Origin of the sequence: Pseudomonas sp. GV047 (genome assembly GCF_003058245.1) — a bacterium.
GTDB classification, from domain to species: Bacteria; Pseudomonadota; Gammaproteobacteria; order Pseudomonadales; family Pseudomonadaceae; genus Aquipseudomonas; species Aquipseudomonas marginalis.
Genome location: NZ_QCWA01000004.1, coordinates 379,045 through 403,684, shown reverse-complemented (window position 1 = coordinate 403,684; position 24,640 = coordinate 379,045). Strand labels below are relative to the sequence as shown.

General features: G+C 61.6%; 21 protein-coding genes. 8 read left to right on the top strand and 13 right to left on the bottom strand.

Features of this window, described 5'->3' with window-relative positions:
• Positions 1–5: 5 nt before the first annotated feature.
• A complete protein-coding gene (locus C8K58_RS12940) occupies positions 6–4,826 on the bottom strand; it encodes an NEL-type E3 ubiquitin ligase domain-containing protein (protein ID WP_108573794.1) in 4,821 nt (1,606 codons plus the stop codon).
• A gap of 310 nt (positions 4,827–5,136) precedes the next feature.
• Between C8K58_RS12940 and C8K58_RS12935 the strand changes: the two genes are divergently transcribed.
• The 4 genes from C8K58_RS12935 to C8K58_RS12920 all read left to right on the top strand — a co-directional run bounded on the left by C8K58_RS12935 (position 5,137) and on the right by C8K58_RS12920 (position 10,223).
• Positions 5,137–6,909 (top strand): N-acetylglutaminylglutamine amidotransferase, encoded by a 1,773-nt coding sequence (locus C8K58_RS12935; RefSeq protein WP_027603952.1) that lies wholly within the window; start codon positions 5,137–5,139, stop codon positions 6,907–6,909.
• A 3-nt stretch (positions 6,910–6,912) separates the two neighbouring features.
• Positions 6,913–8,661: an N-acetylglutaminylglutamine synthetase gene (gene ngg / locus C8K58_RS12930; RefSeq protein ID WP_027603951.1), complete on the top strand. Its 1,749-nt coding sequence runs from the start codon at positions 6,913–6,915 to the stop codon at positions 8,659–8,661.
• A gap of 90 nt (positions 8,662–8,751) precedes the next feature.
• On the top strand, positions 8,752–9,936 hold the full coding sequence (locus tag C8K58_RS12925) for an osmoprotectant NAGGN system M42 family peptidase (RefSeq protein ID WP_027603950.1): 1,185 nt from the start codon (positions 8,752–8,754) through the stop codon (positions 9,934–9,936).
• A 59-nt stretch (positions 9,937–9,995) separates the two neighbouring features.
• A complete protein-coding gene (locus C8K58_RS12920; protein WP_003236706.1) occupies positions 9,996–10,223 on the top strand; it encodes a YheU family protein in 228 nt (75 codons plus the stop codon).
• Position 10,224: 1 nt separating this feature from the next.
• Here the strand turns inward: C8K58_RS12920 and csrA are convergent, their stop codons facing one another.
• Together csrA and C8K58_RS12910 are read right to left on the bottom strand one after the other, a co-directional pair.
• Positions 10,225–10,422, bottom strand: coding sequence for a carbon storage regulator CsrA (gene csrA / locus C8K58_RS12915; protein ID WP_092355080.1), 198 nt, complete (start codon positions 10,420–10,422; stop codon positions 10,225–10,227).
• Between the two features lie 127 nt (positions 10,423–10,549).
• On the bottom strand, positions 10,550–11,365 hold the full coding sequence (locus C8K58_RS12910) for an SDR family oxidoreductase (RefSeq protein WP_027603948.1): 816 nt from the start codon (positions 11,363–11,365) through the stop codon (positions 10,550–10,552).
• 328 nt (positions 11,366–11,693) lie between these two features.
• Between C8K58_RS12910 and C8K58_RS12905 the strand changes: the two genes are divergently transcribed.
• Complete coding sequence (locus C8K58_RS12905) at positions 11,694–11,846, top strand: DUF3309 family protein (protein ID WP_015885095.1); 153 nt, start codon at positions 11,694–11,696, stop codon at positions 11,844–11,846.
• A 69-nt stretch (positions 11,847–11,915) separates the two neighbouring features.
• Here the strand turns inward: C8K58_RS12905 and C8K58_RS12900 are convergent, their stop codons facing one another.
• The 5 genes from C8K58_RS12900 to C8K58_RS12880 form a co-directional block, all read right to left on the bottom strand.
• Complete coding sequence (locus C8K58_RS12900) at positions 11,916–14,003, bottom strand: LTA synthase family protein (RefSeq protein WP_098478982.1); 2,088 nt, start codon at positions 14,001–14,003, stop codon at positions 11,916–11,918.
• Between the two features lie 295 nt (positions 14,004–14,298).
• Complete coding sequence (locus C8K58_RS12895) at positions 14,299–14,490, bottom strand: PLDc N-terminal domain-containing protein (RefSeq protein ID WP_003192770.1); 192 nt, start codon at positions 14,488–14,490, stop codon at positions 14,299–14,301.
• A 67-nt stretch (positions 14,491–14,557) separates the two neighbouring features.
• Positions 14,558–15,088, bottom strand: a complete 531-nt coding sequence (locus C8K58_RS12890) for a hypothetical protein (RefSeq protein WP_027603946.1) — start codon at positions 15,086–15,088, stop codon at positions 14,558–14,560.
• 41 nt (positions 15,089–15,129) lie between these two features.
• Positions 15,130–15,645, bottom strand: coding sequence for an ankyrin repeat domain-containing protein (locus tag C8K58_RS12885; RefSeq protein WP_027603945.1), 516 nt, complete (start codon positions 15,643–15,645; stop codon positions 15,130–15,132).
• Positions 15,646–15,741: 96 nt separating this feature from the next.
• Positions 15,742–17,568: a long-chain-acyl-CoA synthetase gene (locus tag C8K58_RS12880; RefSeq protein ID WP_108573793.1), complete on the bottom strand. Its 1,827-nt coding sequence runs from the start codon at positions 17,566–17,568 to the stop codon at positions 15,742–15,744.
• A 394-nt stretch (positions 17,569–17,962) separates the two neighbouring features.
• On the opposite strand from C8K58_RS12880, the gene C8K58_RS12875 reads away from it, so the two are divergent.
• Entirely contained in the window at positions 17,963–18,241 is a 279-nt protein-coding gene (locus C8K58_RS12875; protein WP_027603943.1) for a DUF3509 domain-containing protein, read from the top strand.
• 150 nt (positions 18,242–18,391) lie between these two features.
• Here C8K58_RS12875 and C8K58_RS12870 read toward each other — a convergent pair whose 3' ends face one another.
• Positions 18,392–19,300 carry a LysR family transcriptional regulator gene (locus C8K58_RS12870; RefSeq protein ID WP_027603942.1) on the bottom strand — a complete coding sequence of 303 codons (909 nt, stop codon included), beginning with the start codon at positions 19,298–19,300 and terminating at the stop codon, positions 18,392–18,394.
• Between the two features lie 126 nt (positions 19,301–19,426).
• Here C8K58_RS12870 and C8K58_RS12865 point away from each other — a divergent pair, with 126 nt between their 5' ends.
• Both C8K58_RS12865 and C8K58_RS12860 read left to right on the top strand, forming a co-directional pair.
• Positions 19,427–20,179, top strand: coding sequence for an SDR family oxidoreductase (locus tag C8K58_RS12865; RefSeq protein ID WP_108573792.1), 753 nt, complete (start codon positions 19,427–19,429; stop codon positions 20,177–20,179).
• Between the two features lie 178 nt (positions 20,180–20,357).
• Entirely contained in the window at positions 20,358–21,029 is a 672-nt protein-coding gene (locus C8K58_RS12860) for a glutathione S-transferase family protein (protein WP_108573791.1), read from the top strand.
• A gap of 299 nt (positions 21,030–21,328) precedes the next feature.
• Here C8K58_RS12860 and C8K58_RS12855 read toward each other — a convergent pair whose 3' ends face one another.
• The 4 genes from C8K58_RS12855 to aroC form a co-directional block, all read right to left on the bottom strand.
• Positions 21,329–21,598: a response regulator transcription factor gene (locus tag C8K58_RS12855; RefSeq protein WP_108573790.1), complete on the bottom strand. Its 270-nt coding sequence runs from the start codon at positions 21,596–21,598 to the stop codon at positions 21,329–21,331.
• 210 nt (positions 21,599–21,808) lie between these two features.
• Positions 21,809–22,339 (bottom strand): acireductone dioxygenase, encoded by a 531-nt coding sequence (locus C8K58_RS12850; RefSeq protein ID WP_027603938.1) that lies wholly within the window; start codon positions 22,337–22,339, stop codon positions 21,809–21,811.
• Complete coding sequence (locus C8K58_RS12845; protein WP_027603937.1) at positions 22,336–23,496, bottom strand: MFS transporter; 1,161 nt, start codon at positions 23,494–23,496, stop codon at positions 22,336–22,338. The genes C8K58_RS12850 and C8K58_RS12845 overlap by 4 nt, the downstream gene beginning before the upstream one ends.
• 10 nt (positions 23,497–23,506) lie before the next feature.
• Positions 23,507–24,598, bottom strand: a complete 1,092-nt coding sequence (gene aroC / locus C8K58_RS12840) for a chorismate synthase (protein WP_027603936.1) — start codon at positions 24,596–24,598, stop codon at positions 23,507–23,509.
• Positions 24,599–24,640 lie beyond the last annotated feature (42 nt).

Genomic DNA, 24,640 nt, shown 5'->3' with positions numbered 1-24,640 from the left:
GCGCTTCAACCTGCCGGTGGCAATTGGCAGGTGCCCAGCTCATCGAGCCTCAACGCCTCCTGGGTCAGGCGTTTGAGCTCGACGAGTTCGGCGCTTTCCCGCGCGCTCTGGATCGCGCCCATCTGGGTGTGATAGTCAGCGTCACCCAAGGTTTCCCTTTGCGCCCACACCGCTTCCATGCGATCGCCAAAAGGCTGGGTCAGGGTGTCGAACGAACCGCCATGGGTGCGCCTCAGGTAACTGCTCCAGAATGGCAGCTTCACCATATAGTTCAGCAGTTGCGGGGAAAGCTCGGCCTCCTTCAACTGCGCTTCGGCAACCTCCAGCATGTGCTCGGTCACCCCGGCCAGGCTGGCAAAGCGCATATGCCGGGGCTGCCCGGGCAAATGAAAGCGCTCCACCAGCCCGGTGCGATAAGCCAGGCTGACCTCCAGCGGGTCGAGCATCGGATGCTCGGCGCTGTGTCGGCTGGCCATGGACTCCAGGCGGTCGAGACGAAACAAGCCCCTGGCCAACCTGAGCAGCGGCTTGGCCGTGACCCTGCCGCCCTCCACCCGCTGCGAGGCCTCGTGGATTTCAACCAGCACCTCCAGGTCGCTGAAGCTCACGGCAGCGGCGTCATCACAGTTCAACGGCGTGGCCGCGCGCTCGAAAATCTCGGCCCGCAGCCGGGTATCGGCAGCGGCCGCCTCCAACACGCGCCAGATGCGGCGGTTCATGTCCTCGCGCACGTGGCTGGTGTCGGCGGCGCCACCCAGGCCGGCCAGCAATTTGAACAGGCCGTCGGAGCCGGGCTCATCCTTGAGCCCCAGCCAGGTCTCGGCCTTTTCGGCGAAGTGTGTCGCGTATTCATCGCCCAGCCACAGCTCCCGGGCGGTCTGCTCGTTGAGTCGCGCAATGTCATCCTCAACGAAGCCCATGCCCACGCCGATGGTGTCCCGGTAACGGTTCAAGGCCTGACGAGTGCTGGCGTCCAGAGGGTTATGCCGCACGTTGATGACTTCGGTGTGCTCACGCGGCGCATTGAACAACCATGCCGGCAAACTGGCGATGTCATTGTCCCGCAGGTCGAGTTGCTCCAGGTACGGAACGCGGGTAAAGCCGGTGGGCAGACTGGTCAGCCGGCAGTTGCGCAGCATCAGGTTGCGCAATTCGAACATCTTGTTGACGACGGGCGGGTCCACCAGGGGATTGTTGCTCAGGTCGAGCACGACCAGGCTCTTCAGGTCCGCGAGTTTGGTGCGGGTGTACTCGGTCAGTTGCAGGTGGTTATCGGCCATGTACAGCTGCCTGAGCCACGGCATGTGCTGGAGCACTTCCGGCAGCCGCGTCAGCCGATTGCCGTTCAACGCCAGGCTGCGCAGCCCCTTGAAGTGCTTGAGGAAATACGCGACGTCATCGTTGAGTCCCATGCGTTTCAATGACAATTGCCGGACATGCTCGAACTGCACGTGCGCCGGCAAGGTCGGTAACGCCCCGATGGCCATGCCGTCCAGGGACAGGCTCGGCACGTTCTGATGGTGTTCATCCGGCGCCAGCGACGCATATTGCCAACAACGCTCGATGGCCCGAGCGGCCTGGTGTCGCGCCAGGCGGTAGTCTTGCAGCGCGACGTCCGAGTAGGGCTGCGCCGGTTTGTCCTTGGCCCACAGCCTCAACGCCCGCTGCAGTGCCTCATAGTGCTGCTCAAGGGTGCGCACGGCTTTGGCCCGGGACAGGTGATCGGTGCCCAAGTCCTGCAGGAAGGTCGACAGGCGCCGGTCATCGAATAACGGGAAGAGTTTGCGAGCCTTGCGCATCAAGCCCGCAGGCTGTGGAGGCGGCGCAGGCGGCGAGCCTTGCACGCACGACAGGGCCGGCTCCTCGGGTACCGCGCGCTCGGGCCATAAGTAACGGCCGATGCGATTGCGTTCATCCTGCGCCTTGCCAATCAATGCATGCCGCAGCTGGCTGGCCCTGCCGCTCGCGGTCAGGCGCAGCGCGTCGCGTTGGGCGGCAGGCAAACTGTTGAGCAACGCCTCGTAGAAACCTTCCGACCCGCCGGCCAACGCGCCCAAGGCCTTACCTTGCCCATCGTGGGCGCGAAAGCCCTTGGCCGACTGCACCACGATGCGCCTCATATCAGCGTCTGCGTGGCCCACCTGGCCCAGGACAGTGCCCTGTACGCTTTCGCGGCGTACCTGCAAGAACAGATCCCCGGGCCAGCCTGGAACCCGTTGCAGCAACCCGGTGGCCACGCGCCGTGTCGCATCGGTGGCCAGCTCCGGCAAGTACAGGCCGGCCAGGGCGGCGTCTTCCTCCAGCGCTTCCAGGGCTTCCCGGGCCCATTGGCTGACCCGCAGCGGCACACGCCCGGTATGACGCAAGTGCCAGCGCTCCGCCGTGGAGGCCTGGGTCATGACCTCCCAGGCCACCCGGATCGGCAATTGCGGCAAGCGCTGCTTGAGCTGGCCGTGATCGGTCTGATCGATGAAATCGGCATCCATGCGCAGCCGCTCATAGACCGCCTGATGCGTGGTCTTGAGCGAGGCGGTGAGACGCCGCGCCAGGGCCGCTTGCGCTTCGTCGGCGTGGAAGGTGCCGCCGAGCAATTGCGCGGTTTCCTCGGGGTCGAGGGCGGCCAGCAAGGTGGGCAGGATCTGTCCGTTCCGCAGTTGTTGCGTGGTGAGGTGGATGCTCAAGTCCTCGTAATCGAACGGCGCGGTATCTGGATGGCGCTCAAGCAGGTAGCCCTCGTCGTCGAGCAGTTCGAAAAAACGCCCACGGGGCCACCCGTCCATCAGCGGCAGGGCCAGCATCTGTACACGGGTGGTGGCCGCATTAAGCGGGGCTTGATGCTCCATTTGCCAGATCAGGTCGCGAACCCCCTGGTTCAGCTTGAACCGCAGCGCACAATCGCGCAGCCGCTCCGGCAGCGGCAGGTTCTGCCTGGCCAGTTGCTGCAAACGCGGCAAGGTCGAGCCGGTGATAGCGGCGATATCCTTCAGGTGTCCGGCCGGGAAAACGCTGAGACTGGGGTCCAGCCGCCCCAGGATATAGTCAGGGCTGCGCCATTCATCCGCCTGCTCGAACGAGAACTGCCAGCCGCCCTGGTAGTTGTGGGTCAAGGGCGGCCGATAGGCCGAATCCCGCTGCGGATGCCGGGCTCGCCAGCGCCCGGTGCGGGCGTCAAAGACAATCGAATACAGCGCCCCGTCGACATTCACATAGGACTGGCCATTGAGCTGGTAGACCCCACGGGGGCTGGCCACTGTGCCTTCGAGCGAGACGGTGTGGCGATACGGCTCGGTACGACTGCGCCATAAGCGCGTGGACTTGTCGGGCAGCCGCACGGCTTCGAGGCTGTCGTAGAACCCCGCCGCCGACGGTGTGGTTCGCCACAGCCGGCCCACGACTTTTGTACCCGCGGCGAACAACGCCATGGCAGCGAGGTTTTCCGCAATGTTCGTCAGGTGCCTGAGGGCGCCGAGCTTGTCATGGTGCAGCCAGTCATCCACCCCCTCGAACACCTCGCCAAGCAATTGCCCAACGGCCACGCCGGTCATCAGTTGGCCCACCACCGGTACTACGAACCCGGCGACGTTGAGCACCGTCAAGCCGACATCCAGGTAATCCTGGATACGCTTGCGACGCGCGTCGTCATCGGCCTGGGCATTGGGAACCGCCAATACCTGCGCATCCAGCTGGATCTTGCCAACGCAGGCATTGAAAAAGAATGTCGACAACTTGCCTGTGACCGGGAGCGGCGTCACCCGCACGACGATTGCCTCCTGGTCAAAACGTTCGAAAAAACCGAAACGCTCGGACTCGTCCAGGTAACCCTTGAAGAAATCACGATAGGTACTGACGTGAAGCTTGAGGGTGAGGTAGAGCTTGAAATGCTCCAGTGATTCATAGCGGTACCACGGCCGCACGGGCTCGTTGGGCATATACACCACGATCGGGCCGCTGGAGAACCCTTCGGCCGATGCACTGGAAAACACCAATACCCCCCACAGGCAGGCGCCGTCGATGTTCAGGCCTTGCCAGGTCAGCGGCTGCTGGTTGAACCACAGTTGCCGGATGTCCCTGGCGGGCATATCCGCCTTGACCAGGCCCAGCAGCAACGCGCGGGTCGATGCATCGATATCGCCCTTGGCATGGGCCAGATGCAGGTCGATCTGCATGTCCACGCAACGGGATTGGCCGACCTGCGTCACCGAAGGGTTGAAGTCCTGGTCGGGCGCTACCAGGTTGAACACTTCGCGCACATGGGTCTGATAGGCATCTCCCAGGTTCAGCTCGCGGCAGTAGCCGATAAAGGCCTGGGCGCTGAGGGTTTGCGCAACTTGGCGCATGGGGCCGATGCGCACCACGGCAGTGGTCGGCGAGCCGCCTGGCTCGGCAGCCGCCTGGGAGAAATTCTGCATGGCCGCTTGCAGCAGGCTGTGCTTCTCCAGATTGACGGTCTCAATCATCTGACCGCCCAGGTCCTGGCTGACACCGCTGAACGAGCGCCGGGGGATTTCCAGGGTGTCGTTTTCGATGTCCAGGCCCCCATGCCCCTTGTCGTCCAGGAATGCCCTGAGCCGTCCGGCACAGAATTTATCCAGCGGTTGCAGACGGTTCAGCAATCGGTGCAGGGTTTCACGGGGGCGCTCGCTGTCGGCATACGCCTGCTCGATGGCCTGCAGTACATGGGAGTCGGCCTTGACCAACCAGGCCGGCAGCGTGTCGTGCAAGACCTGCGCTTTATCCAGGTCGCCGGTGATATTCAGCAGGGCCGCCATCAATTGGTCGTGGGGCACCGGCTCGAGCGCCTGGGTCAAATCAGTGGTTTGCGTCATTCGCAATGTTCCTTTATCGCGTTGAACAATGACGCCAGACGATAAGCGCTGCGATCGCGCAAAAGGGTTCAAATAGCTGCAGGATCAGCCCTCGTAACCGTCGATTTTTTGCATCTCACCTCGACTTAAGTACCGCCCCTTTCACCCACGCCGCACAGGCTGCTGGGGTGTTCCGAATGGGGGGCGGCGGTTTGCCATATAACTTATTGATCTAAAACTCCGCGTATAGCCTCGGGTCAGTCCCTAGGTACCCGCCCTTTTGGTGCGGGTCTTTCTATCCCTCCCCAACGGAAAAACCGGTAAGGAACCTATGTGCGGATTAGCTGGCGAGTTACGTTTCGATCACCAACCTGCGGACCTCGCAGCGGTGGAGCGAATTACCCATCATTTGGCCCCACGTGGCCCTGACGCGTGGGGCTTCCATGCCCAAGGGCCGATTGCCCTGGGTCATCGGCGCCTGAAAATCATGGACCTGTCGGACGGCTCCGCCCAACCGATGGTCGACGCCCAACTGGGCCTGTCCCTGGCGTTCAACGGCGCGATCTATAACTTTCCGGAATTGCGCCAGGAGCTTGAAGCCCTCGGCTACGCGTTCTATTCCGGCGGCGACACCGAAGTGCTGCTCAAGGGCTACCACGCCTGGGGCGAAGCGCTGCTGCCCAAGCTCAACGGCATGTTTGCCTTTGCCGTCTGGGAGCGCGATGCCCAGCGCCTGTTCATCGCCCGTGACCGTCTCGGCGTGAAGCCGTTGTACCTGTCGCGCACCGGCCAGCGCCTGCGCTTTGCCTCGGCCTTGCCGGCGCTGCTCAAGGGCGGTGATATCAACCCGATCCTCGACCCGGTAGCGCTCAATCACTACCTGAATTTCCATGCCGTCGTGCCCGCTCCGCGCACGCTGCTGGCGGGCATTGAAAAACTGCCGCCGGCCAGTTGGATGCGCATCGATGCCGAAGGCAACACCGAGCAGAAAACCTGGTGGACCCTGCCCTACGGCCCCCATGAAGATGAAAAAAACCTGAGCCTGGAAGACTGGACCGACCGCGTGTTGGACAGCACCCGCGAAGCCGTGGCCATCCGTCAACGGGCTGCCGTGGATGTCGGTGTGCTGCTCTCCGGCGGCGTCGACTCGAGCATGCTCGTCGGCCTGCTGCGTGAAGTGGGCGTGCAGGATCTGTCGACCTTCTCCATCGGTTTTGAAGACGCCGGCGGCGAGCGTGGCGACGAGTTCCAGTATTCGGACCTGATCGCCAAGCACTACGGCACCCGTCACCACCAACTGCGCATTGCCGAACGCGAGATCATCGAACAACTGCCGGCGGCGTTCCGCGCCATGAGCGAGCCGATGGTCAGCCATGACTGCATCGCCTTCTACCTGCTGTCGCGGGAAGTGGCCAAGCATTGCAAGGTGGTGCAGAGCGGCCAGGGCGCCGATGAGTTGTTCGCCGGTTACCACTGGTACCCGCAGGTCGACGGCGCGAGCGACCCGTATGCGGCTTATCGCGAGGCGTTCTTCGACCGCAGCTACGATGATTACGCCGCCACCGTCGCACCGAAATGGCTGACCGCCAACGATGCCGCCGGCGACTTCGTGCGCGAGCATTTCGCCATGCCCGGCGCGGACGCCGCCGTGGACAAGGCCCTGCGCCTGGACAGCACGGTGATGCTGGTGGATGACCCGGTCAAACGCGTCGACAACATGACCATGGCCTGGGGCCTGGAAGCGCGCACGCCCTTCCTCGACTACCGCCTGGTGGAACTGTCGGCCCGTGTACCGGGTAAATTCAAATTGCCCGACGGTGGCAAGCAGGTGTTGAAAGAGGCCGCGCGCCGGGTGATTCCGAGCGAAGTCATCGACCGCAAGAAAGGCTACTTCCCGGTACCGGGCCTCAAGCACTTGCAGGGCGACACCCTGAATTGGGTGCGCGAACTGCTGCTGGACCCAAGCCAGGATCGCGGCCTGTTCAACCCGGCCATGCTCGACCGCCTGCTCACCGACCCGCAGGGTCAATTGACCCCGTTGCGCGGCTCGAAGCTGTGGCAACTGGCCGCGCTGAACCTGTGGCTCAGCGAACAAGGAATCTGATTGATGAAACCCCATGCAGCGGCTTACAGCCAACGCTTGTTGAAGGGCCAGGCGCCGACCTACGAGCGCCTGCAAGCGCGTCTGGCCGAAGATGGCAGCCCATTGGCCGCCGAGCCGATCGCCGTGCATTGCGGCTGGGGCCGGTTGTTGATCGGCCATACCTTCCCGGACCCGGCGAGCCTGGCCCAGGAACTGCTCAACGAACAGCCCGGCGAGCGCGATATCGCGCTGTATGTGGCCGCGCCCCAGCAGATCCTCGGCATAGATCCGCAGCAGTTGTTCCTCGACCCATCCGACACCCTGCGCCTGTGGTTCAGCGACTACCGCCCGGCCACCCGTGTGTTTCGCGGCTTTCGGATTCGCCGGGTGCAGAGCGAGGCCGATTGGCTGGCGGTCAACCAGTTGTATCAAGGCCGCGGCATGCTGCCGGTCGACGCCGAACGCCTGACACCGCGCCATGAAGGCGGCCCGGTGTACTGGCTGGCCGAGGACGAAGACAGTGGCGCGGTGATCGGCAGCGTGATGGGCCTCAATCACCAGAAAGCCTTCCACGACCCGGAAAACGGTTGCAGCCTGTGGTGCCTGGCGGTCGACCCGCTGTGCACACGCCCCGGTGTGGGCGAAGTGCTGGTGCGCCACCTGGTGGAGCACTTTATGAGCCGTGGCCTGAGCTATCTCGACCTGTCGGTGCTGCACGATAATCGCCAGGCCAAGAACCTCTACGCCAAGCTCGGCTTCCGTGCCCTGACCACCTTTGCGATCAAGCGCAAGAACGGTATCAACCAGCCGCTGTTCCTCGGCCCCGGACCCCAGGCGGGGTTCAACCCGTATGCGCGGATCATTGTCGAAGAGGCCCATCGACGCGGCATCGATGTGCAGGTGGATGACGCCGATGCCGGTTTGTTCACCCTCAGCCATGGTGGCCGCCGCGTGCGCTGCCGCGAGTCGCTGAGCGACCTGACCAGCGCGATCAGCATGACCCTGTGCCAGGACAAGAGCCTCACCCACAAGGTGTTGAAAGCCGCGGGTTTGAAACTGCCTGCGCAACAACTGGCGGGCAGCGCCGATGACAACCTGGAGTTCCTCGACGAACACCAGCGCGTCGTGGTCAAGCCGCTCGATGGCGAGCAAGGCCAGGGCGTGGCGGTGGATCTGCAGAGCATTGAAGAGGTGCAGCAGGCAATCGAAGCCGCGCGCCAGTTCGACAGCCGCGTGTTGCTGGAGAGCTTCCACCAAGGCCTGGACCTGCGCATCCTGGTGATCGGCTTCGAGGTGGTCGCCGCTGCGATTCGCCGCCCTGCCGAAGTGACCGGTGACGGCCAGCATTCCATTGGTGCGCTGATCGAGGCCCAGAGCCGACGCCGGCAGGCGGCCACCGACGGCGAAAGCAAAATCCCCGTGGATGCAGAAACCGAACGCACCCTGCACGCCGCCGGCTACGACTACAGCAGCATCCTGCCCCGTGGCCAGACCCTGGCCGTGCGCCGCACCGCCAACCTGCACACCGGCGGCTGCCTGGAGGACGTCACCGCGATCCTCCATCCGACCCTGGTGGACGCCGCCGTGCGCGCCGCCCGCGCCCTGGATATCCCCATGGTGGGCCTGGACCTGATGGTGGCTGCGGCCGATCAACCCGAGTACGTCTTTATCGAAGCCAACGAACGGGCCGGCCTGGCCAACCATGAACCGCAGCCGACGGCGGAGAAGTTTGTGGACCTGCTATTCCCCCATAGCCAGCCGACAGCTCAATAACCCTGTGGTGAGCGGGCTTGCCACAACAAGCCCCTTGGCCACAACAGCCCCACTGGCCAAAGAATTTCACTTATTTCATCAGGAGTCTTCATGAGCCGAACCATCCCCGAACCGGACCTCAACTACCTGCAAAAAGTCCTGCTGGAAATGCTCGCCATTCCCAGCCCCACCGGGTTTACCGACACCATCGTGCGCTACGTCGCCGAACGCCTGGAAGAGCTGGGCATCCCGTTTGAAATGACCCGGCGCGGCACGATTCGCGCCACCCTCAAGGGCCAGAAAAACAGCCCCGACCGTGCGGTGTCCGCGCACCTGGACACCATCGGCGCCGCCGTGCGCGCGATCAAGGACAACGGCCGCCTGACCCTCGCGCCCGTCGGCTGCTGGTCGAGCCGCTTTGCCGAGGGCAGCCGCGTCAGCCTGTTTACCGACAACGGTGTGATCCGTGGCAGCGTGTTGCCGTTGATGGCCTCCGGGCACGCGTTCAACACCGCCGTGGATGAAATGCCGGTGAGCTGGGACCATGTGGAATTGCGCCTGGATGCCTACTGCGCCACCCGCGCCGATTGCGATTCCCTGGGGATCGGCATCGGTGACTACGTGGCGTTCGACCCCTTGCCCGAGTTCACCGAGAGCGGGCATATCAGTGCCCGCCACCTGGACGATAAAGCCGGCGTCGCCGCGCTGTTGGCTGCGCTCAAGGCCATCGTCGACAGCGGCGAACCGTTGTTGATCGACTGCCACCCGCTGTTCACCATCACCGAGGAAACCGGCAGCGGCGCCGCGGCGGCTTTGCCCTGGGATGTGAGTGAGTTTGTCGGTATCGATATCGCCCCGGTCGCCCCCGGCCAGCACTCCAGCGAGCACGCGGTCAGTGTGGCCATGCAGGATTCCGGCGGGCCGTATGACTATCACCTCTCCCGCCACCTGCTGCGCCTGGCCTCGGATAACGACTTGCCCGTGCGCCGCGACCTGTTCCGCTATTACTTCAGCGATGCCCATTCGGCGGTGACGGCCGGCCACGACATCCGCACCGCGCTGCTGGCGTTCGGTTGCGATGCGACCCATGGTTATGAGCGCACCCATATCGACAGCCTGGCGGCGCTGAGCCGGCTGTTGGGCGCGTATATCCTCAGCCCGCCGGTGTTCGCCAGTGACGCACAACCGGCCCAGGGCTCACTGGACCGGTTCAGCCATCAGATCGAGCACGAAACGCAGATGGAGAGCGACACGCGCGTGCCATCGGTGGACAGCCTGGTCGGCCAGAAGTCCTGACGCTGGCAACTGCGGTCCCGGCGCAGTAGGATCGCCGGGATCCATCATCTGAGGCTTGTATGCTGATTCCCTACGATGCACTTGAAGTCGACACCCTGACCCGCCTTATCGAAGACTTCGTGACCCGCGACGGCACCGACAATGGTGACGACACGCCCCTGGAAACCCGCGTGCTGCGGGTGCGCCAGGCGCTGACCAAGGGCCAGGCGCTGATTGTGTTCGACCCGGACAGCGAGCAGTGCCAGTTGATGCTCAAGCACGATGTGCCCAAGCATCTGTTCGACTGACTCAGGGGTTGGTGGCGGTTTGGGATTGCGGGGTTTGACGCTTGAGGATCTTTTGGTGGACCTCGGCACGATGGACATGCACCCCGACGGGCGCAACAACACCAAATTTCACCTGATTACCATTCAGCTCGAGAATGCGCACGGTGATGTCATCACCGATAGCGATGATTTCGCCTACGGCGCGGCTTAAGACCAGCATGGCGGTTGTCCTTATTGAATGACAGGACCCCGACCATGCGCGCTGGGTGTGGGCGCAGCAATGCCTCGCGGCAAAATCAGGCAACGCCTACACATGCAGGTAAATTGCCTGACAGACTACCGCCTGATCAGCCCTTAACAGCCTGTGCCTTGGCGCGCATCCTGTCGGCCATGGTGGTCATTTCGTCATAGAGCAACTGCGGGTTCTTCTGCTTCAAGGCCCACGCCATCCGCCCCTGCTCATGGGGCAGGATCATGAATTCGCCCTGCGCCACACGCTGGTAGATGTAGTCGGCAATGTCCGCCGCCGAGATCGGCGAACTCTCCAACAACTTGCCTACCTGCGCCTTCATCGCCGGTGTGGGCCCACGGAAAGAATCCAACAGGTTGGTCTGGAAGAACGACGGGCACACCACGTGCACGCCGACTTCCTGCTGCTTGAGCTCCACCAGCAAACTCTCCGACAGCGCCACCACACCGGCCTTGGCCACGTTGTAGTTGCTCATGGCCGGCCCCTGCATCAGGGCCGCCATCGAGGCGATGTTGATGATGCGGCCCTTGCTCTTTTCCAGCAGCGGCAGGAACGCCTTGCAGCCCTTGACCACGCCCATCAGGTTGATTGCGATCTGCCAGTCCCAGTCCTCCAGCGACAACTCGGCAAAGAAGCCGCCCGAGGCTACGCCGGCGTTGTTGACGATCACATCGATGCCGCCCAGCTTCACTTCGCAGGCCTGGGCAAACGCCGTGAGCTGGCTGTAGTCGCGCACGTCGCAGCGCTGGATAAAGCCATCGCCACCGGCTTCACGCACGCGCTTCAGGGTGTCCTGCAAGCCGGGCTCGCTGACGTCCGACAAGGCCAACTGCCAACCCTCGCGGGCCCAGCGCAGAGCGATTTCACGACCCAGGCCGGACCCGGCGCCAGTGATCATCATGCGATTTTGCATAGGAAGTAGCCTTGTGGTTCACAGAAGAAGTGATCGGCAGTGTAGCGAAGGTTTTTCCTGCACCCACGCACCATCAGAGTGATGAATGCCCCAGGCAAACCGTGGGCCGGGTCGGATACCTGCCGTCCGCCTAAGTTCAATGTTTTTCAACTAATAAGTGCTGGATGAGCGCGAATTAAAAGAAATAAGCGACTGACCGAAATGCTTTAAAAAAACATGGAATTTTCTGCGAAGCACCAGAGTCGGAGTAGTTAAGGCGTCTGTAATTAACTCTGCAGGCCTATCGTTAAACAACCGGTCTTTGCAGAAAGACAATAAGGAAAAAACCATGAGCCTCATTCTGATCATTATCTTGATCCTCCTGCTGGTCGGCGGTCTGCCGGTATTCCCGCACTCGCGTAATTGGGGTTATGGCCCGTCGGGTATCCTCGGTGTGGTGCTGGTGGTGCTGCTGGTCCTGTTGTTACTGGGCCGGATATAACCGCTCCGCGGTAATAACGAAGCAAAAAAAAGAGGCCTTGAAAAAGGCCTCTTTTTTATTGCCGGTTAATTAGTCCGGCTTACCGTTTACAACGCCTGCGGTGTTATCCAGCAAACTCTTGGTCGCGGTTTGCAGGAACGCTTCGAGTTTCTGCTTGAGTGCAGCCTCGTCCGGCGATTCGGCAATCACTTTACCGCTCGGGTTGGCGCCCAGTTCGTATTGCCACAGCTTCGGTGGCATTTCCTTGGGCAGTACCAGAATACGGTCTGCGGTGACCAGGGCCACGGTCTGGTCGCTGCCCGATGGCTTGATCACGCCAAAGCCCTTGTCGCCTTCCGGCAGGTTCAGCAGGTCGCGGCCCCAGCATTGGTGCAGGGTGTCACCACCCAGGCGGCCCATGATGGTCGGCACGATGTCGATCTGGGTGCCCACGGTGTGGTCACGCTCGCCGAACTTCTCCTGCACGCCCGGTGCAATCATCAGCATCGGTACGTTGAAGCGACCCAGGTCCATCTCGGTGATCTGCTGTTCGTTGCCGAAGCCATGGTCGCCCACGATCACGAACAGGGTTTCCTTGAAGTACGGCTCCTTGCGGGCCTTCTCAAAGAACTGGCCCAGGGCCCAGTCGGAGTAACGCATGGCCGTCAAATGCTCGTTGAGGCTGCCACGGTCGGTGACTTTCTCCACCGGCAATGGCGTCGGCAACGCGTACGGCGTGTGGTTGGACAGGGTTTGCAGGAGTGCGTAGAACGGCTTGCCGCCTTCACGGGCCTTCAACTCTTCCAGGCCACGGTTGAACATGTCCTGGTCGGACACGCCCCAGGTCGGGTCGGAGAACACCGGGTCGACGAAGTCGTTGCGGCCGATGAAGTTGGTCATGCCCTGGTTGCTGAAGAAGCCCGACTGGTTGTCCCAGGCGAAGTCGCCGTTGTAGACATACACGTCGTTGAAATCACGGGCGCTGAGCAACTGTGGCAGGCCCGACAGCTTATGGCTGCCTTCCGGGGTCTGCATCAGGTATTCAAAGCCTGGCAGGTTCGGGAAGCAGGCCATGGTGGCGAACATACCCTGGTGGGTATGGGTGCCGTTGGAGAAGAAACGGTCGAACAGCAGGCCTTCCTTGGACAGTTTGTCGAAGGATGGCGTGATGTTGCCGGGACGCCCCAAGGCGCCGACCGAGTGACCGGCGAAGCTTTCCATCAGGATCACGACCACGTTCTTGATCGGCAGGGTCTTCTCGGCCGGCGGCGTGTAGTCGCGGCGTACGGCGGCGATGTCGGTATCGACCAGTTTTTCCTGTGGCAGCACCAGCATGTCACGCACGGTCTGGGTGGCCAGCGGCTGGTCCAGGGTCGCCTTCCAGATGTTGGAGCGGTCCTCACCGAACCGGGCCTTGGCCGCCGCGATCAGCGACAAGGTGCCATTGAGGCCCAACTGGTTGGCGAAGTTCGAATCGGTGGTGTACACATCGCCCCAACGCAGCGGCGGGCCCTGGCGCAGGGTGCCACGGGCGGCAACCACGGCGATCAGCAGGCACACGACGAACACCGCGATGCGGCTGTACCACGGCGCCACCTGGCGCGTGCCGATGCTGCCACCACTGAACGGGCCACGTGGGCGCGTGGCGCGGTCGGCGCCTTTGAACGCGATGCTCAGGATCAGCGTGCCCACGGCCCAGGCCAGCAGGTAGCGCACCACCGGGAAACCGTACCAGAGCATGCTCATCACGGTTTTCGGGTCTTCCTTCACATACTGGAAGACCAGGCCGTTGAGGCGCTGGTGGAACTCGCGGTAGAAGTCCATCTCCATCAAGCCCAGGAACAGGGCGATGCTGGACGCAAGGGTCAGCCAGAAGCGGAATAACCCACGCGCGGCCATGGCCCGTACGCTGAACAGTGCCAGCAGCAGCGGGATCAGCAGGTAGACCACCAGGCGGATGTCAAAACGCAGGCCGTTGGCGAACGCTTCAAGGAAGGTCGAGGCCGGCGTGTCGAGGATCATCTCGCGGTTGTAGACCAGCAGCGCCAGGCGCAGCAGGGAGAACATCACCATCATGACCAGTGCGCAGAGCAGCGTGTACGCCAGATGGGATTTGACGGTCGGTTGCAGCAGGCGATTAGAAGCTCGCTGCTGACTCAGGGCGTCCGGGTTTGCCATGTCGTTTCAGGACCCATTGGAAGTTTAAGTGACGAAGTAATGCAGTGGCGCGAATGGTGCCCGATCAATGCCATCAAGGCTATTAATTACTGAACGAGCACCGCTGCGCCGCCTTTAAAAGCACCTGAGGCAGGGCCTTGGCAGGGAGAGATAGAGCCGGCGGATTGTCTTGGATAAGATGTGAAAATTGTGTGCAGCGAATATTTCGATACACAAAATACAGCGAAGAGACGAGCAAGTACCGTAGCAGCTGCCGAGCCTCGGCGAGGCAGCTGCTACAAGGAGGGAGCAGGGATCAGATCCGCACGTTACCGCGCGGCCCGGCGATAGCCCAGATGATCAGGCCCAGTACCGGCAGCAGCAGGATCAACAGGATCCACAACACCTTGGCCCCGGTGCTTGCGCCGCTTTTGAACACATTGATGATCGCCCAGATATCCAGCGCCAGGATGATCAAGCCGATCAGGCTGTTAAAAGTGGAACCCATGGTGTCGCTCCTAAGTGAGGGCATGCCCTTGTAGGATAGCCAGCCCTGGCCGGGGTTCCGTTTTATTTCAGACGTGCACGGCGACCTTCAGCGCTTCCAGGGATGGCTCGGCCTGGATGCCGACTTCGGCACACAACGCCAGCACGCGCGGCAGGTCATTGCCGAACACCAGCACCGCCTGGATCTCGTCGTCCAGCAACTGGCTGAAGTTGAGCAGCACATAACCGCCGTCTTCCGGGCTCAGGGCGCTCATCTGGATCTGGATACGGTTCAGGGCGGTGAGGCCGTCAGTCTTGGCCAGTTGCTTGGGTTTGAGGTTGAACGCCACACCCGGTCCGAACGACGCGACGATCTGCGCAAACAGGTCGCCATAGGTATCGGCCTGGAACAGCACGGTATCCGGCAGGCTGCCGACTACCACCCACTCCCCCAGCGGGATCGGAAAGCTGTCGTCGTAGTTGATATCCGGGTTGGCGGCCAGGAAGGCCGCCGGGTCGGCGTAGGCCTGGGCGGCCTCTTCGGCGATGCGCGCCACCTCGTCCGCGCCCATGACCCCGGCGCTGATTTTGCTGATAAGTTCGACGAGGGCGGTTTTCATGGGGTGATCCTGTAGCGGGCTGGTTTTTGAGGGCGCACAGCCTACACCAGTTTCTCCAACTGCGCCGCCGTGTCCTTCGCCCCCATGGTCTGCGCCGCCGCCAGCGCAGTCGCGCCCTGGGCATCGGTGGCCTTGGGGTTGGCGCCTTGGCTGAGCAGGTAGTCGACCATGTCGACGCGGTTGAACATGGCGGCCATCATCAACGCAGTACGCCCGTCGGACGAGGCGGCCTCGATCGGCGTGCCCCCTTCAATCAGCGCCTTGACCACCGGCAAGTGGCCCTTGAACGCCGCGCCGGCGATGGGCAACTGGTTCTTGTCATTGGCGATCAGCGGGTCGGCCTTGAACTCCAGCAGCACTTTTACCGCTTCGGCATGGCCGTGGTAGGCAGACAGCATCAGCAAGGTATCGCCGTTGTGGTTGCGAAAGTTGGCCGGCAAGCCTTTGGCCAGGAGCGCGGCGAGCATGGCGGCGTCGCCTTTGCGGGCGACGTCGAAGACCTGCTCGGCAAATTCGGCGGCTTCGTCTTCAGTCATTTGTTTGGCGTGGTCTGACATGTGGGGGCTCCTTGTCTGGTGCTTTATAGGCCGCCAGTGTCGCGAGGGAGTTCCCCACTGTCATGCCCTTTTTAGCAAAAGCGGCCATAGACAGAATCAATAGCGGAACTGGCCGCCCTGGATCTGCGCCAACAGTTGCCCGGTGACCGGCACATAGCAGTCCGACCCCGGCAACCAGGCATACACCGGGTCATTGCCGGCCTTGTCCGGATCAAAGGCTTCTTCCTTGAGCTTGACCTTCTGGTACTTGAAGGTACCGGTGGTTTCCATCTTGACCTTGATCCGCAGGAAGAGCGGCACCGCATAGTGGGGCAACTGGCCGTGGGCGAATTTCAGCAGCTCGCGCATGTCCAGCGAGGCCAGGGATTCACTCGGGGTGATGGCGACCATGCCCGCGCGGCCATTGGTGTTTTCGATCTCGACGCCATAAGCCACCACTTCGGCGATCTGCGGGTGTTGCAGCAGGACGTTCTCGACCTCGGTGGTGGACACGTTTTCACCTTTCCAGCGATAGGTGTCCCCCAGGCGATCCACAAATTGCGCATGGCCAAAGCCGATACTGCGCAACAAATCGCCGGTATTGAAGTAGCGGTCACCTTTTTCAAACACGTCGGTGAGTACCACCCTGCGATTCTTTTCCGGGTCGGTGTAGCCGTCGAAGGGCGATTTTTCATCGATCCTCGCCAACAACAGGCCCTGCCCGCCCGTGGGGACTTTACGCATAAAGCCATCGCTGCCACGCAGCGGCTCGCCGCTGTCATGGGCGTAGTCCACCAGCGCCCAGTGCTGCAGGCAGAAACCGATGGTGTTGTCGAAATTCAGCACGTTGGTAAAACCGATATTGCCGTCACTGGCCGCGTACAGCTCGCAGATATGCTCCACGCCATAGCGTGCCTTGAACTGCGCCCACACACCGGGGCGCAAGCCATTGCCAACCATCTTGGTCACGCAGTTGTCACGGTCGTTTTCGCTGGGTGGCTGGTCGAGCAGGTAACGACACAACTCACCGACGTAGCCGAGGGTGGTCGCCTTGAATCGGCGCGCATCGTCCCAGAACTGGCTGGCGCTGAACTTGCGGCGAATGGCGAAGCCCGAGGCCCCGACAATCGCCGAGCCCCAACACACGCAAAGGCCGGTGGCGTGGTACAGCGGCAAGGTGCAATACAGGACATCGTCCGGGCCCATGTCCAGCGCGATGCTGCCGAAGCTGACGGCAGTCTTGGTCCAGCGGCCGTGTTTCATGATGCCGGCCTTGGGCAGGCCGGTGGTGCCGGAGGTGTAGATATAGAAGCAAGGGTCGTTGAAGAAGATCTGCGCAGTGCTGGCCGGGTTGTCCACCGGGCACTCGGCGCTCGCCGCCAACAGGTCGATATACCCCTGCGGCACCAGGCTGGATGGCTGATCGGCGACGAACCAGGTTCGATTAGCCGCAATGGCCACCTGATCGCGCACCGCGTCATAGGGGGCCACCAGTTCCGCACCGACAATAATGGCCGCCGGGCTCACCAGGGTCAGGCTGTGCACCAGCGTCGCCTGGGTTTGCGCGGTATTGAGCATCGCGCAGATGCCACCCAGCTTGGCCACGGCCAGCACGTTCAAGAGCAATTCGGGGCGGTTTTCGATAAACAGCGCCACCACGTCACCCTTGCCGATGCCCTGGGCTTGCAGGTGATAGGCAATACGGTTGGCGCGCTGGTTGGCGTCGGTGTAGCTGAGCACACGGTCGCCGTACAGCAATGCGTTGCCGTCTGGGTTGCGCAGGGTGGCTTGCTCAAAGTGCCAGCCCAGCCCGCAAGGCTGCGCGGGGTCGGTGACATTGGCCGCACGCATGCCGCGCACTACGCGCGGCAGGGCGCGAACGATGGCCGGCACCTTACTCAGCAGCTTGCCCCAGGTGATCATGTCATTGTGCGGGTGGCTCATGGAGAAACGTCCTTTTTCTTATTCTTCGTCTGATCCCGAAGCACCGACACCTCCGTAAGAGGAAGGCCGAATGCATTGCAGGAAAATACGTCAGCCGTTCTTCGGCTGTACACGCGGGATTTGAAAAGTTTTGTATCCCGTCGGGTGGGTGCTCAAAAAAGGAATTTAGCTGCCCGCGAGTAGTCTTTATCCGTACAGGGGCGCCAACCCCATCCTATCGAGTAACGCAAAATGCAGGATGCATGATGGCCATTCATGCAAATTGCACGAAAGCGAAAATCCACTGTATTTTCAAGCCATTGATTTATAAGAATATTTTTTAAATCATAAGCTGGCACAATCACTGCACCTATCACTCCATGCTTGCCAACTTGAGCCAACGGAGCTGATAGACATGAGCCTGATCCAAGATAAATTCGCTTCAGTATTCTCCAACTACGACGTCACCACCCAGCCTCGTCCCGACGGCGGCATTCTGTTGACCCTGCGCAACAGTGACGGCAAGCAGGTCAAGCGTTCGATCTCTTACCAGCAGTTGCACACCGCCGATCAATTGACCTGGGTGATCAGCGCGATTCGTCGCGACCTGGCCGAACAAGCCAGTGAACTGCCGCAAATTTCGATGTTGCAAAGCCAGAACCGCTTTGCCCTGCCGACCTACCATTCGGCGTAAATACCGCAGTCATAACAAGGCCGCGACGCTCTTGAGCGTCGCGGCCTTTTTTGTTTGACGATGACTCCAGCCCGGCACTTCGCTGAACTGCGCCTGAGTCCGATACAGCTGTTTATACGCGAGTTCAACATCTGCCGGTGCCGTCTCGTCTTATAGAGTCGGCACCGGGGTGCCGCCGTTCAAGGCTGGAATCTTTGAAAACACCTCAGCCATGAAATCCATGAACACGATAGCCCGCGTGGGGAGCAATCTATTGGCGACATAAACCATCTGCACGGGGACAGGGGGAGCCCCATGGTTGGTGAGAATGAACTGTAATCTCCCGCTGTTCAGCCCGCCCTCAAACAGCCACGCGGGTCCATGCGCCACACCCAGGCCCGCCACGACCGCCGCACTCACAGCGTCGGGCGAGTTGACCCTGAGCCTGCCGGTAATCGGAATCTCCGCGTCCCGGAATCGCCAGGTCGCCCCGGACGACAGTAAGGTGTAGATGATGCAATCGTGGTCGCGTAGATCCTCCGGGGTCTGCGGAACGCCGCGTTTAGCCAAGTAGTCCGTGCTGGCGACGAAGACCCGGTCGTACCATCCAAGAGGCCGGGCGCGCAAGGTGCTGTCCTCCAGCAGTCCTATGCGAATGGCGAGTTCGGTGCCTTCATTGACCAGGTCTACGTATCGATCGTTGAGTTGGAGATCCAAGATCAATTGAGGGTAGCGCTCCAGAAAGGCCGGCACATGCGGCAGCACAAACGCGTGTGCGAGAGCTGTCGGACAGGCTACGCGCAAGAGTCCCGATGGATCGACGTTGTTTCTGAAGGACGATTCGGATTCATCCACCGCATCCAGGATGCGCCGGATGTCCGCATAGTAGCGTTCGCCCTCCGGTGTCAACGACAGCTTGCGCGTAGACCGGTGGAGCAAACGCGTCTGCAAATGATCCTCCAGAGCCGCTACATAGCGGCTTACATTCGGTTGCCCCAGCCCTAGATCCCGCCCCGCCGCCGAAAAGCTCCCGGTTTCTACAGCACGCGCGAAGCATGTCATCAACAGAAATCGGTCCACTTCTCCACCTCAATTCATGCTCAATTTGCATGAATTATATGCGAATAAGCAGTCTTATATACCATGGGGCATGAGCGCATATTCTCCCTGTCGACCGCGGTGGTCGTCATTCACCGGAGAATTCAAATGTCGCGCTTGCAAGGTAAACGTACGCTCATTACTGGCGGCACCAGTGGCATCGGGCTGGAAACGGCAAAGCAGTTCCTGGCCGAGGGTGCTCGCGTGATCGTAACGGGTGCCAACCCCGATTCGATTGCAAAGGCCCAGGCCGAATTGGGCCCGGAAGTGCCGGTGCTGCGCGCCGACTCGGCCAGCGTTGCGGCACAAAAGGAACTGGCACACGTCATCAAGGAACACTACGGCCAACTCGACGTTGCCTTCCTCAATGCCGGCGTATCCGTCTGGCAGCCCATTGAGGAATGGACGGAAGATATGTTCGACCGCTCTTTCGACATCAACGTCAAAGGGCCGTACTTCCTGATGCAGGCGCTGTTGCCGGTCTTCGCCAATCCTGCTTCGGTCGTGTTGACGACTTCCGTAAGCGCCCATGCAGGCGCAGATCGCTCGTCCGTGTATGCCGCAACGAAGGCCGCATTGCTGAACATGTCGAAGACGCTCTCGACCGAATTGCTGGGCCGTGGCATCCGTGTCAACGCAGTGAGCCCTGGCCCCGTCGAGACGCCGCTTTACGACAAGCTGGGTATTCCGCAAGCTTATCGCGCGCAGCTTAACAAAGAGATCGCGGCAACCATTCCGCTTGGGCGCTTCGGTACCTCCGACGAGGTGGCCAAGGCAGTGCTGTATCTGGCATCCGACGAGTCGCGCTGGACGCTCGGCTCTGAAATCGTCCTTGACGGCGGCCGCCTGCTGAATGGCTAAGCGCGCAGCTCAAGAATTACGCGAATGCCACATCGCCCGGGCTGAGTTAATCAGGTACTGAACGCCGGCCCCAGCACTCAGGGACGAAACAGTCCAATCCAGACTGCGCACACAGCGGTACGCGGGAAACCTCTGCCGCTGTTTGCGCTTGATAAACCATCCAGGGCCACTAAAAGCAATGAACGCTCTTACGCTGATAAGCCACCCACTATGCCCATTCGTACAGCGCGCCGCGATTGTGCTGCTTGAAAAGGGTATCCAATTCGATCGGATAAATGTCGATTTATCAGCCAAGCCAGACTGGTTTCTGGCAGTTTCGCCAACCGGCAAGGTCCCGGTGCTCAAGGTGCGCCGGGACAATGCGGAAGACGCGATCCTATTCGAAAGCATGGTCATCTGCGAGTACCTCGACGAAACCCAAGGCGGCGCGCCGATGTACCCCGTCGATGCGTTAGCTCGCGCACGGAATCGCGCGTGGATCGAGTTCGCGTCGCAGGCGCAGGCTGAAGCCTGGCAGTTTCTCCACGCTCGTGACTCTGCGACCGCAGATGCCAAGCGCACCGCATTTCGCGAACGGCTCGGCAAACTGGAGTCAGAAATAGGCGTGGGGCCGTTCTTCAATGGCTCGGCCTTTGGAATGGTTGATGCGGTTTATGCCCCGCTTTTCCGTTACTTCGAGAGTATCGACGCAACTGTCGCACACCAGATTTTCGACGGCCTTCCGCGCATTTCGGCTTGGCGTGAGGCGCTTGTGACACGCTCCAGCGTAAGGGATGCCGTTGTCGAAGACTATGCCGATCGTTTCCAGACGCATCTGCGCCAACAAGGAGCGCTGATCGCTGCCGCTTAGCCGACGCGATCAATCAAAAGACTGACGTCGAGCCTAGCGCCACCAATGCGACGTTAGGCATCGAGCCCCCCGAATGTGGGCGACACGATGAGGTCAATTAGGTGCAAGGTCGAGGTCATGGCATTACCGTTATTCCGCGTCAGGTACCGCCTCCGCTACGCCCGTTCATTGACACCCTCCGGAACTGGAGCCGAGTCGGTCGCCGAGGACATTCTGAAGGGGCATCCACGTAAGCACGACTTCGTTATGGCTGGACGATGACGCTTCAAACCGATTGCTTCGGTGGCCGAAAGCTGGGGTCAGCATAAACCTTGGCGTGCCGCCTCATTCATCGCCTGCACTCGGTTGGTCACGCCAAATTTGCCGTAGATATTGCGCAGGTGGAATTTCACCGTGGCTTCGGACGTGGTGCGAATCTGGCTGATCTCCCAGACGGTCTTGCCTTCGGAGGCCCAACGCAGGATTTCCAGTTCCGTAGGGGTCAGTGGTTTTCCGGACAAGCTCAAACGCCTCCTGGCGGCGTTGGGCACCGAATGTGGCACTGGAGACAATTCCCTGGGGCCTCTCATTAGTTTCACTCCCTTTTGCTGGCTATCGCCATATCACCTTCGGATTCCTCCTATTGACAGGTGATATAAACGTTGTTGCCGCAAAGAGTTACATAACCAATGGCACTAAGGCGCAGGCCCCGCGATAAACAGCCGGGCCTTACAAGAATAAGAGTTTATTCCCACAACAACTTCCAACATGCGGGGGTTGAAGTTTTCGATATGTCGTAATCAGTCATCCAGCCCGGGAAAGCGTCGGGCGATATCGTCGCCCGTCAACTCCGGCACCGGGTTTTGCGCCTGATTGAAGAGTCGCAGCGTTATACAGTGGGGGTTCTCCCCCATATCAAACCAATGCGGCATACCGGCGGGTACCACCAGCAGATCGTTTTTTTCACAACGCACGGCATACACGTAGTCGCCAACATGCAGGTTGAACAAGCCCTGGCCGGCGATGAAAAAATGCACTTCGTCTTCGCTGCAGCGGCGTTCATCCAGGAACCGGGCACGCCATTCGGCTTTTTGCGGGTGGTCGCTGGTGACACTGAGCACCGCCACCGCACCGTAGCCGAGGGCATCGATCTGCGGCTGATAGGCGGCAATCATCTCAGCGTCGCTGGCGCCCCTCTCGATCAGGGCAGGCTGCCAGCGCTCGAACCGCACACCGTGCTCGGCCAGGGTAGCGGCGATGTCGTCGACATGGGTCAGGACCTTGTTCGGGGTATCCGGTGAAGCGACGGGGTAGACGGCGACATAACTCATTGAAGGGTTCCTTGGTTCTGCTCTTGCAATCGAAAACCGATGATAGCGGCGGCGGCCAGGGCGGCGACGCTGGCAATACTAAAGGTGAAGGTCGGCCCCAGCAGGTTCCAGCTGTAGCCGGAATACAGCGCACCCAGCGCACCGCCGGTGCCGGCCAGGGCGGCGTACAGCGCCTGGCCCTGGCCTTGTTGCTTATCGCCAAAGCTGCGCTGCACAAAGGCAATCGCTGCGGCGTGAAAACTGCCGAACGTGGCAGCGTGCATGACCTGCGCCAGCAACAGCACCCACAGCAGTTCGGCAAACGAGCCCAGCAACAGCCAGCGCAGGGCCGCCAGCAGGAAACTGGCCAGCAGCACCCGGCGTACCGAAAAACGTGTGAGGATGCGGCTCATGCCCAGGAACATCAGCACTTCCGCCAGCACCCCCAGGGCCCACAGCATGCCGATCATGCCACGGCTGTAGCCAAGGTGTTCCAGGTGCAGGGTCAGGAAGGTGTAATACGGGCCATGGCTCATTTGCATCAGCGCCACGCAGGCGTAAAACGCCAGTACGCCGGGACTGCGCAGCTGCTTGAGGAAACCATCAGCGGCCAGACGATTGCCGTGGCTGGCGGGCTGCGCATTCGGGACCCACAGGCTGGCACCGATGATGCCGGCCATGATCACCACGACCACCACCGGGTAGATATCCAGGCTCAGCCAGTCGAACAGGCGGCCCATGATCACCACGGTGAGGATAAAACCGATGGAGCCCCACAGGCGCACCTGGCTATAGCGCGCGGTCTGTTTTTGCAGGTGGGCCAGGGTGATCACTTCAAACTGCGGCAGCACCGCGTGCCAGAAGAACGCATGCAGGGCCATCACCAGGGCCAGCCAGGCGTAGGAGTGGCTGACGAAGATCAGGGAAAAACTCAGCAGGGTGCACACCGCGCCGAAGCGCACGATGGCCAGGCGTCGGCCGCTGTAGTCGCCCAGCCAGCCCCACAGGTTGGGGGCCACGCAGCGCATCAGCATGGGGATGGCCACCAGCTCGCCGATGCGCGCGCTGGAGAACCCCAGGTGGTCGAAGTACAGCGCCAGGAACGGCGCCGTCGCCCCAAGCAGAGCGAAGTAGAACAGGTAGAAGCTGGAGAGGCGCCAGTACGGGAGGGCTGTCACCGCCGCGCCGTCACAGCTGGCCCAGCACCGGGGTACTCACGCGCACATCGGCATTTTGCCCGCGATTGCGCAGCAGGTGGTCCATCAACACGATGGCCATCATCGCTTCGGCAATCGGCGTGGCCCGGATGCCCACGCACGGGTCGTGACGGCCCTTGGTGATCACGTCCACCGGGTTGCCGTGCACATCGATCGAACGGCCCGGGGTGGTGATGCTCGAGGTGGCCTTGAGTGCCAGGTGCGCAACAATCGGCTGGCCGGAGGAAATACCGCCGAGGATGCCGCCCGCGTTGTTGCTGAGGAAGCCTTCCGGCGTCAGTTCATCGCGGTGCTCGGTGCCACGCTGGGACACGCAGGCGAAACCGGCGCCAATCTCCACGCCTTTCACGGCATTGATGCTCATCAGCGCGTGGGCCAGTTCGGCGTCGAGGCGATCGAAAATCGGCTCGCCCAGGCCCGGCTTGACGCCTTCGGCGACCACGGTGATCTTGGCGCCGACCGAATCCTGGTCGCGGCGCAGCTGGTCCATGTAGGCTTCCAGCTCCGGTACTTTGTCCGGGTCAGGGCAGAAAAAGGCGTTGTCTTCCACACTGTCCCAGGTCTTGAACGGGATTTCAATCGGGCCCAACTGGCTCATGTAGCCACGGATGACGATGCCCTGGGTCGCCAGGTATTTCTTGGCGATGGCGCCGGCTGCCACCCGCATCGCGGTTTCGCGCGCCGAGCTGCGGCCGCCGCCACGGTAGTCGCGTTCGCCGTATTTATGGTGGTAGGTGTAGTCGGCGTGGGCCGGGCGGAACAGATCCTTGATCGCCGAATAGTCCTTGGACTTCTGGTCGGTATTGCGAATCAGCAGGCCGATGGCGCACCCGGTGGTACGACCTTCGAACACCCCGGAGAGGATCTCGACTTCGTCGGGCTCCTGGCGCTGGGTGGTGTGGCGGCTGGTGCCGGGCTTGCGACGGTCGAGGTCACGCTGCAGGTCTTCCAGGGACAGCTCGAGGCCGGGCGGGCAGCCGTCGACAATGGCGACCAACGCCGGGCCATGGCTTTCGCCCGCGGTGGTGACAGTGAACAGCTTGCCGAAGGTATTGCCGGACATGCAGGGCGCTCCGTGAAATCAGTTGAATCAAGTCAACCGTAA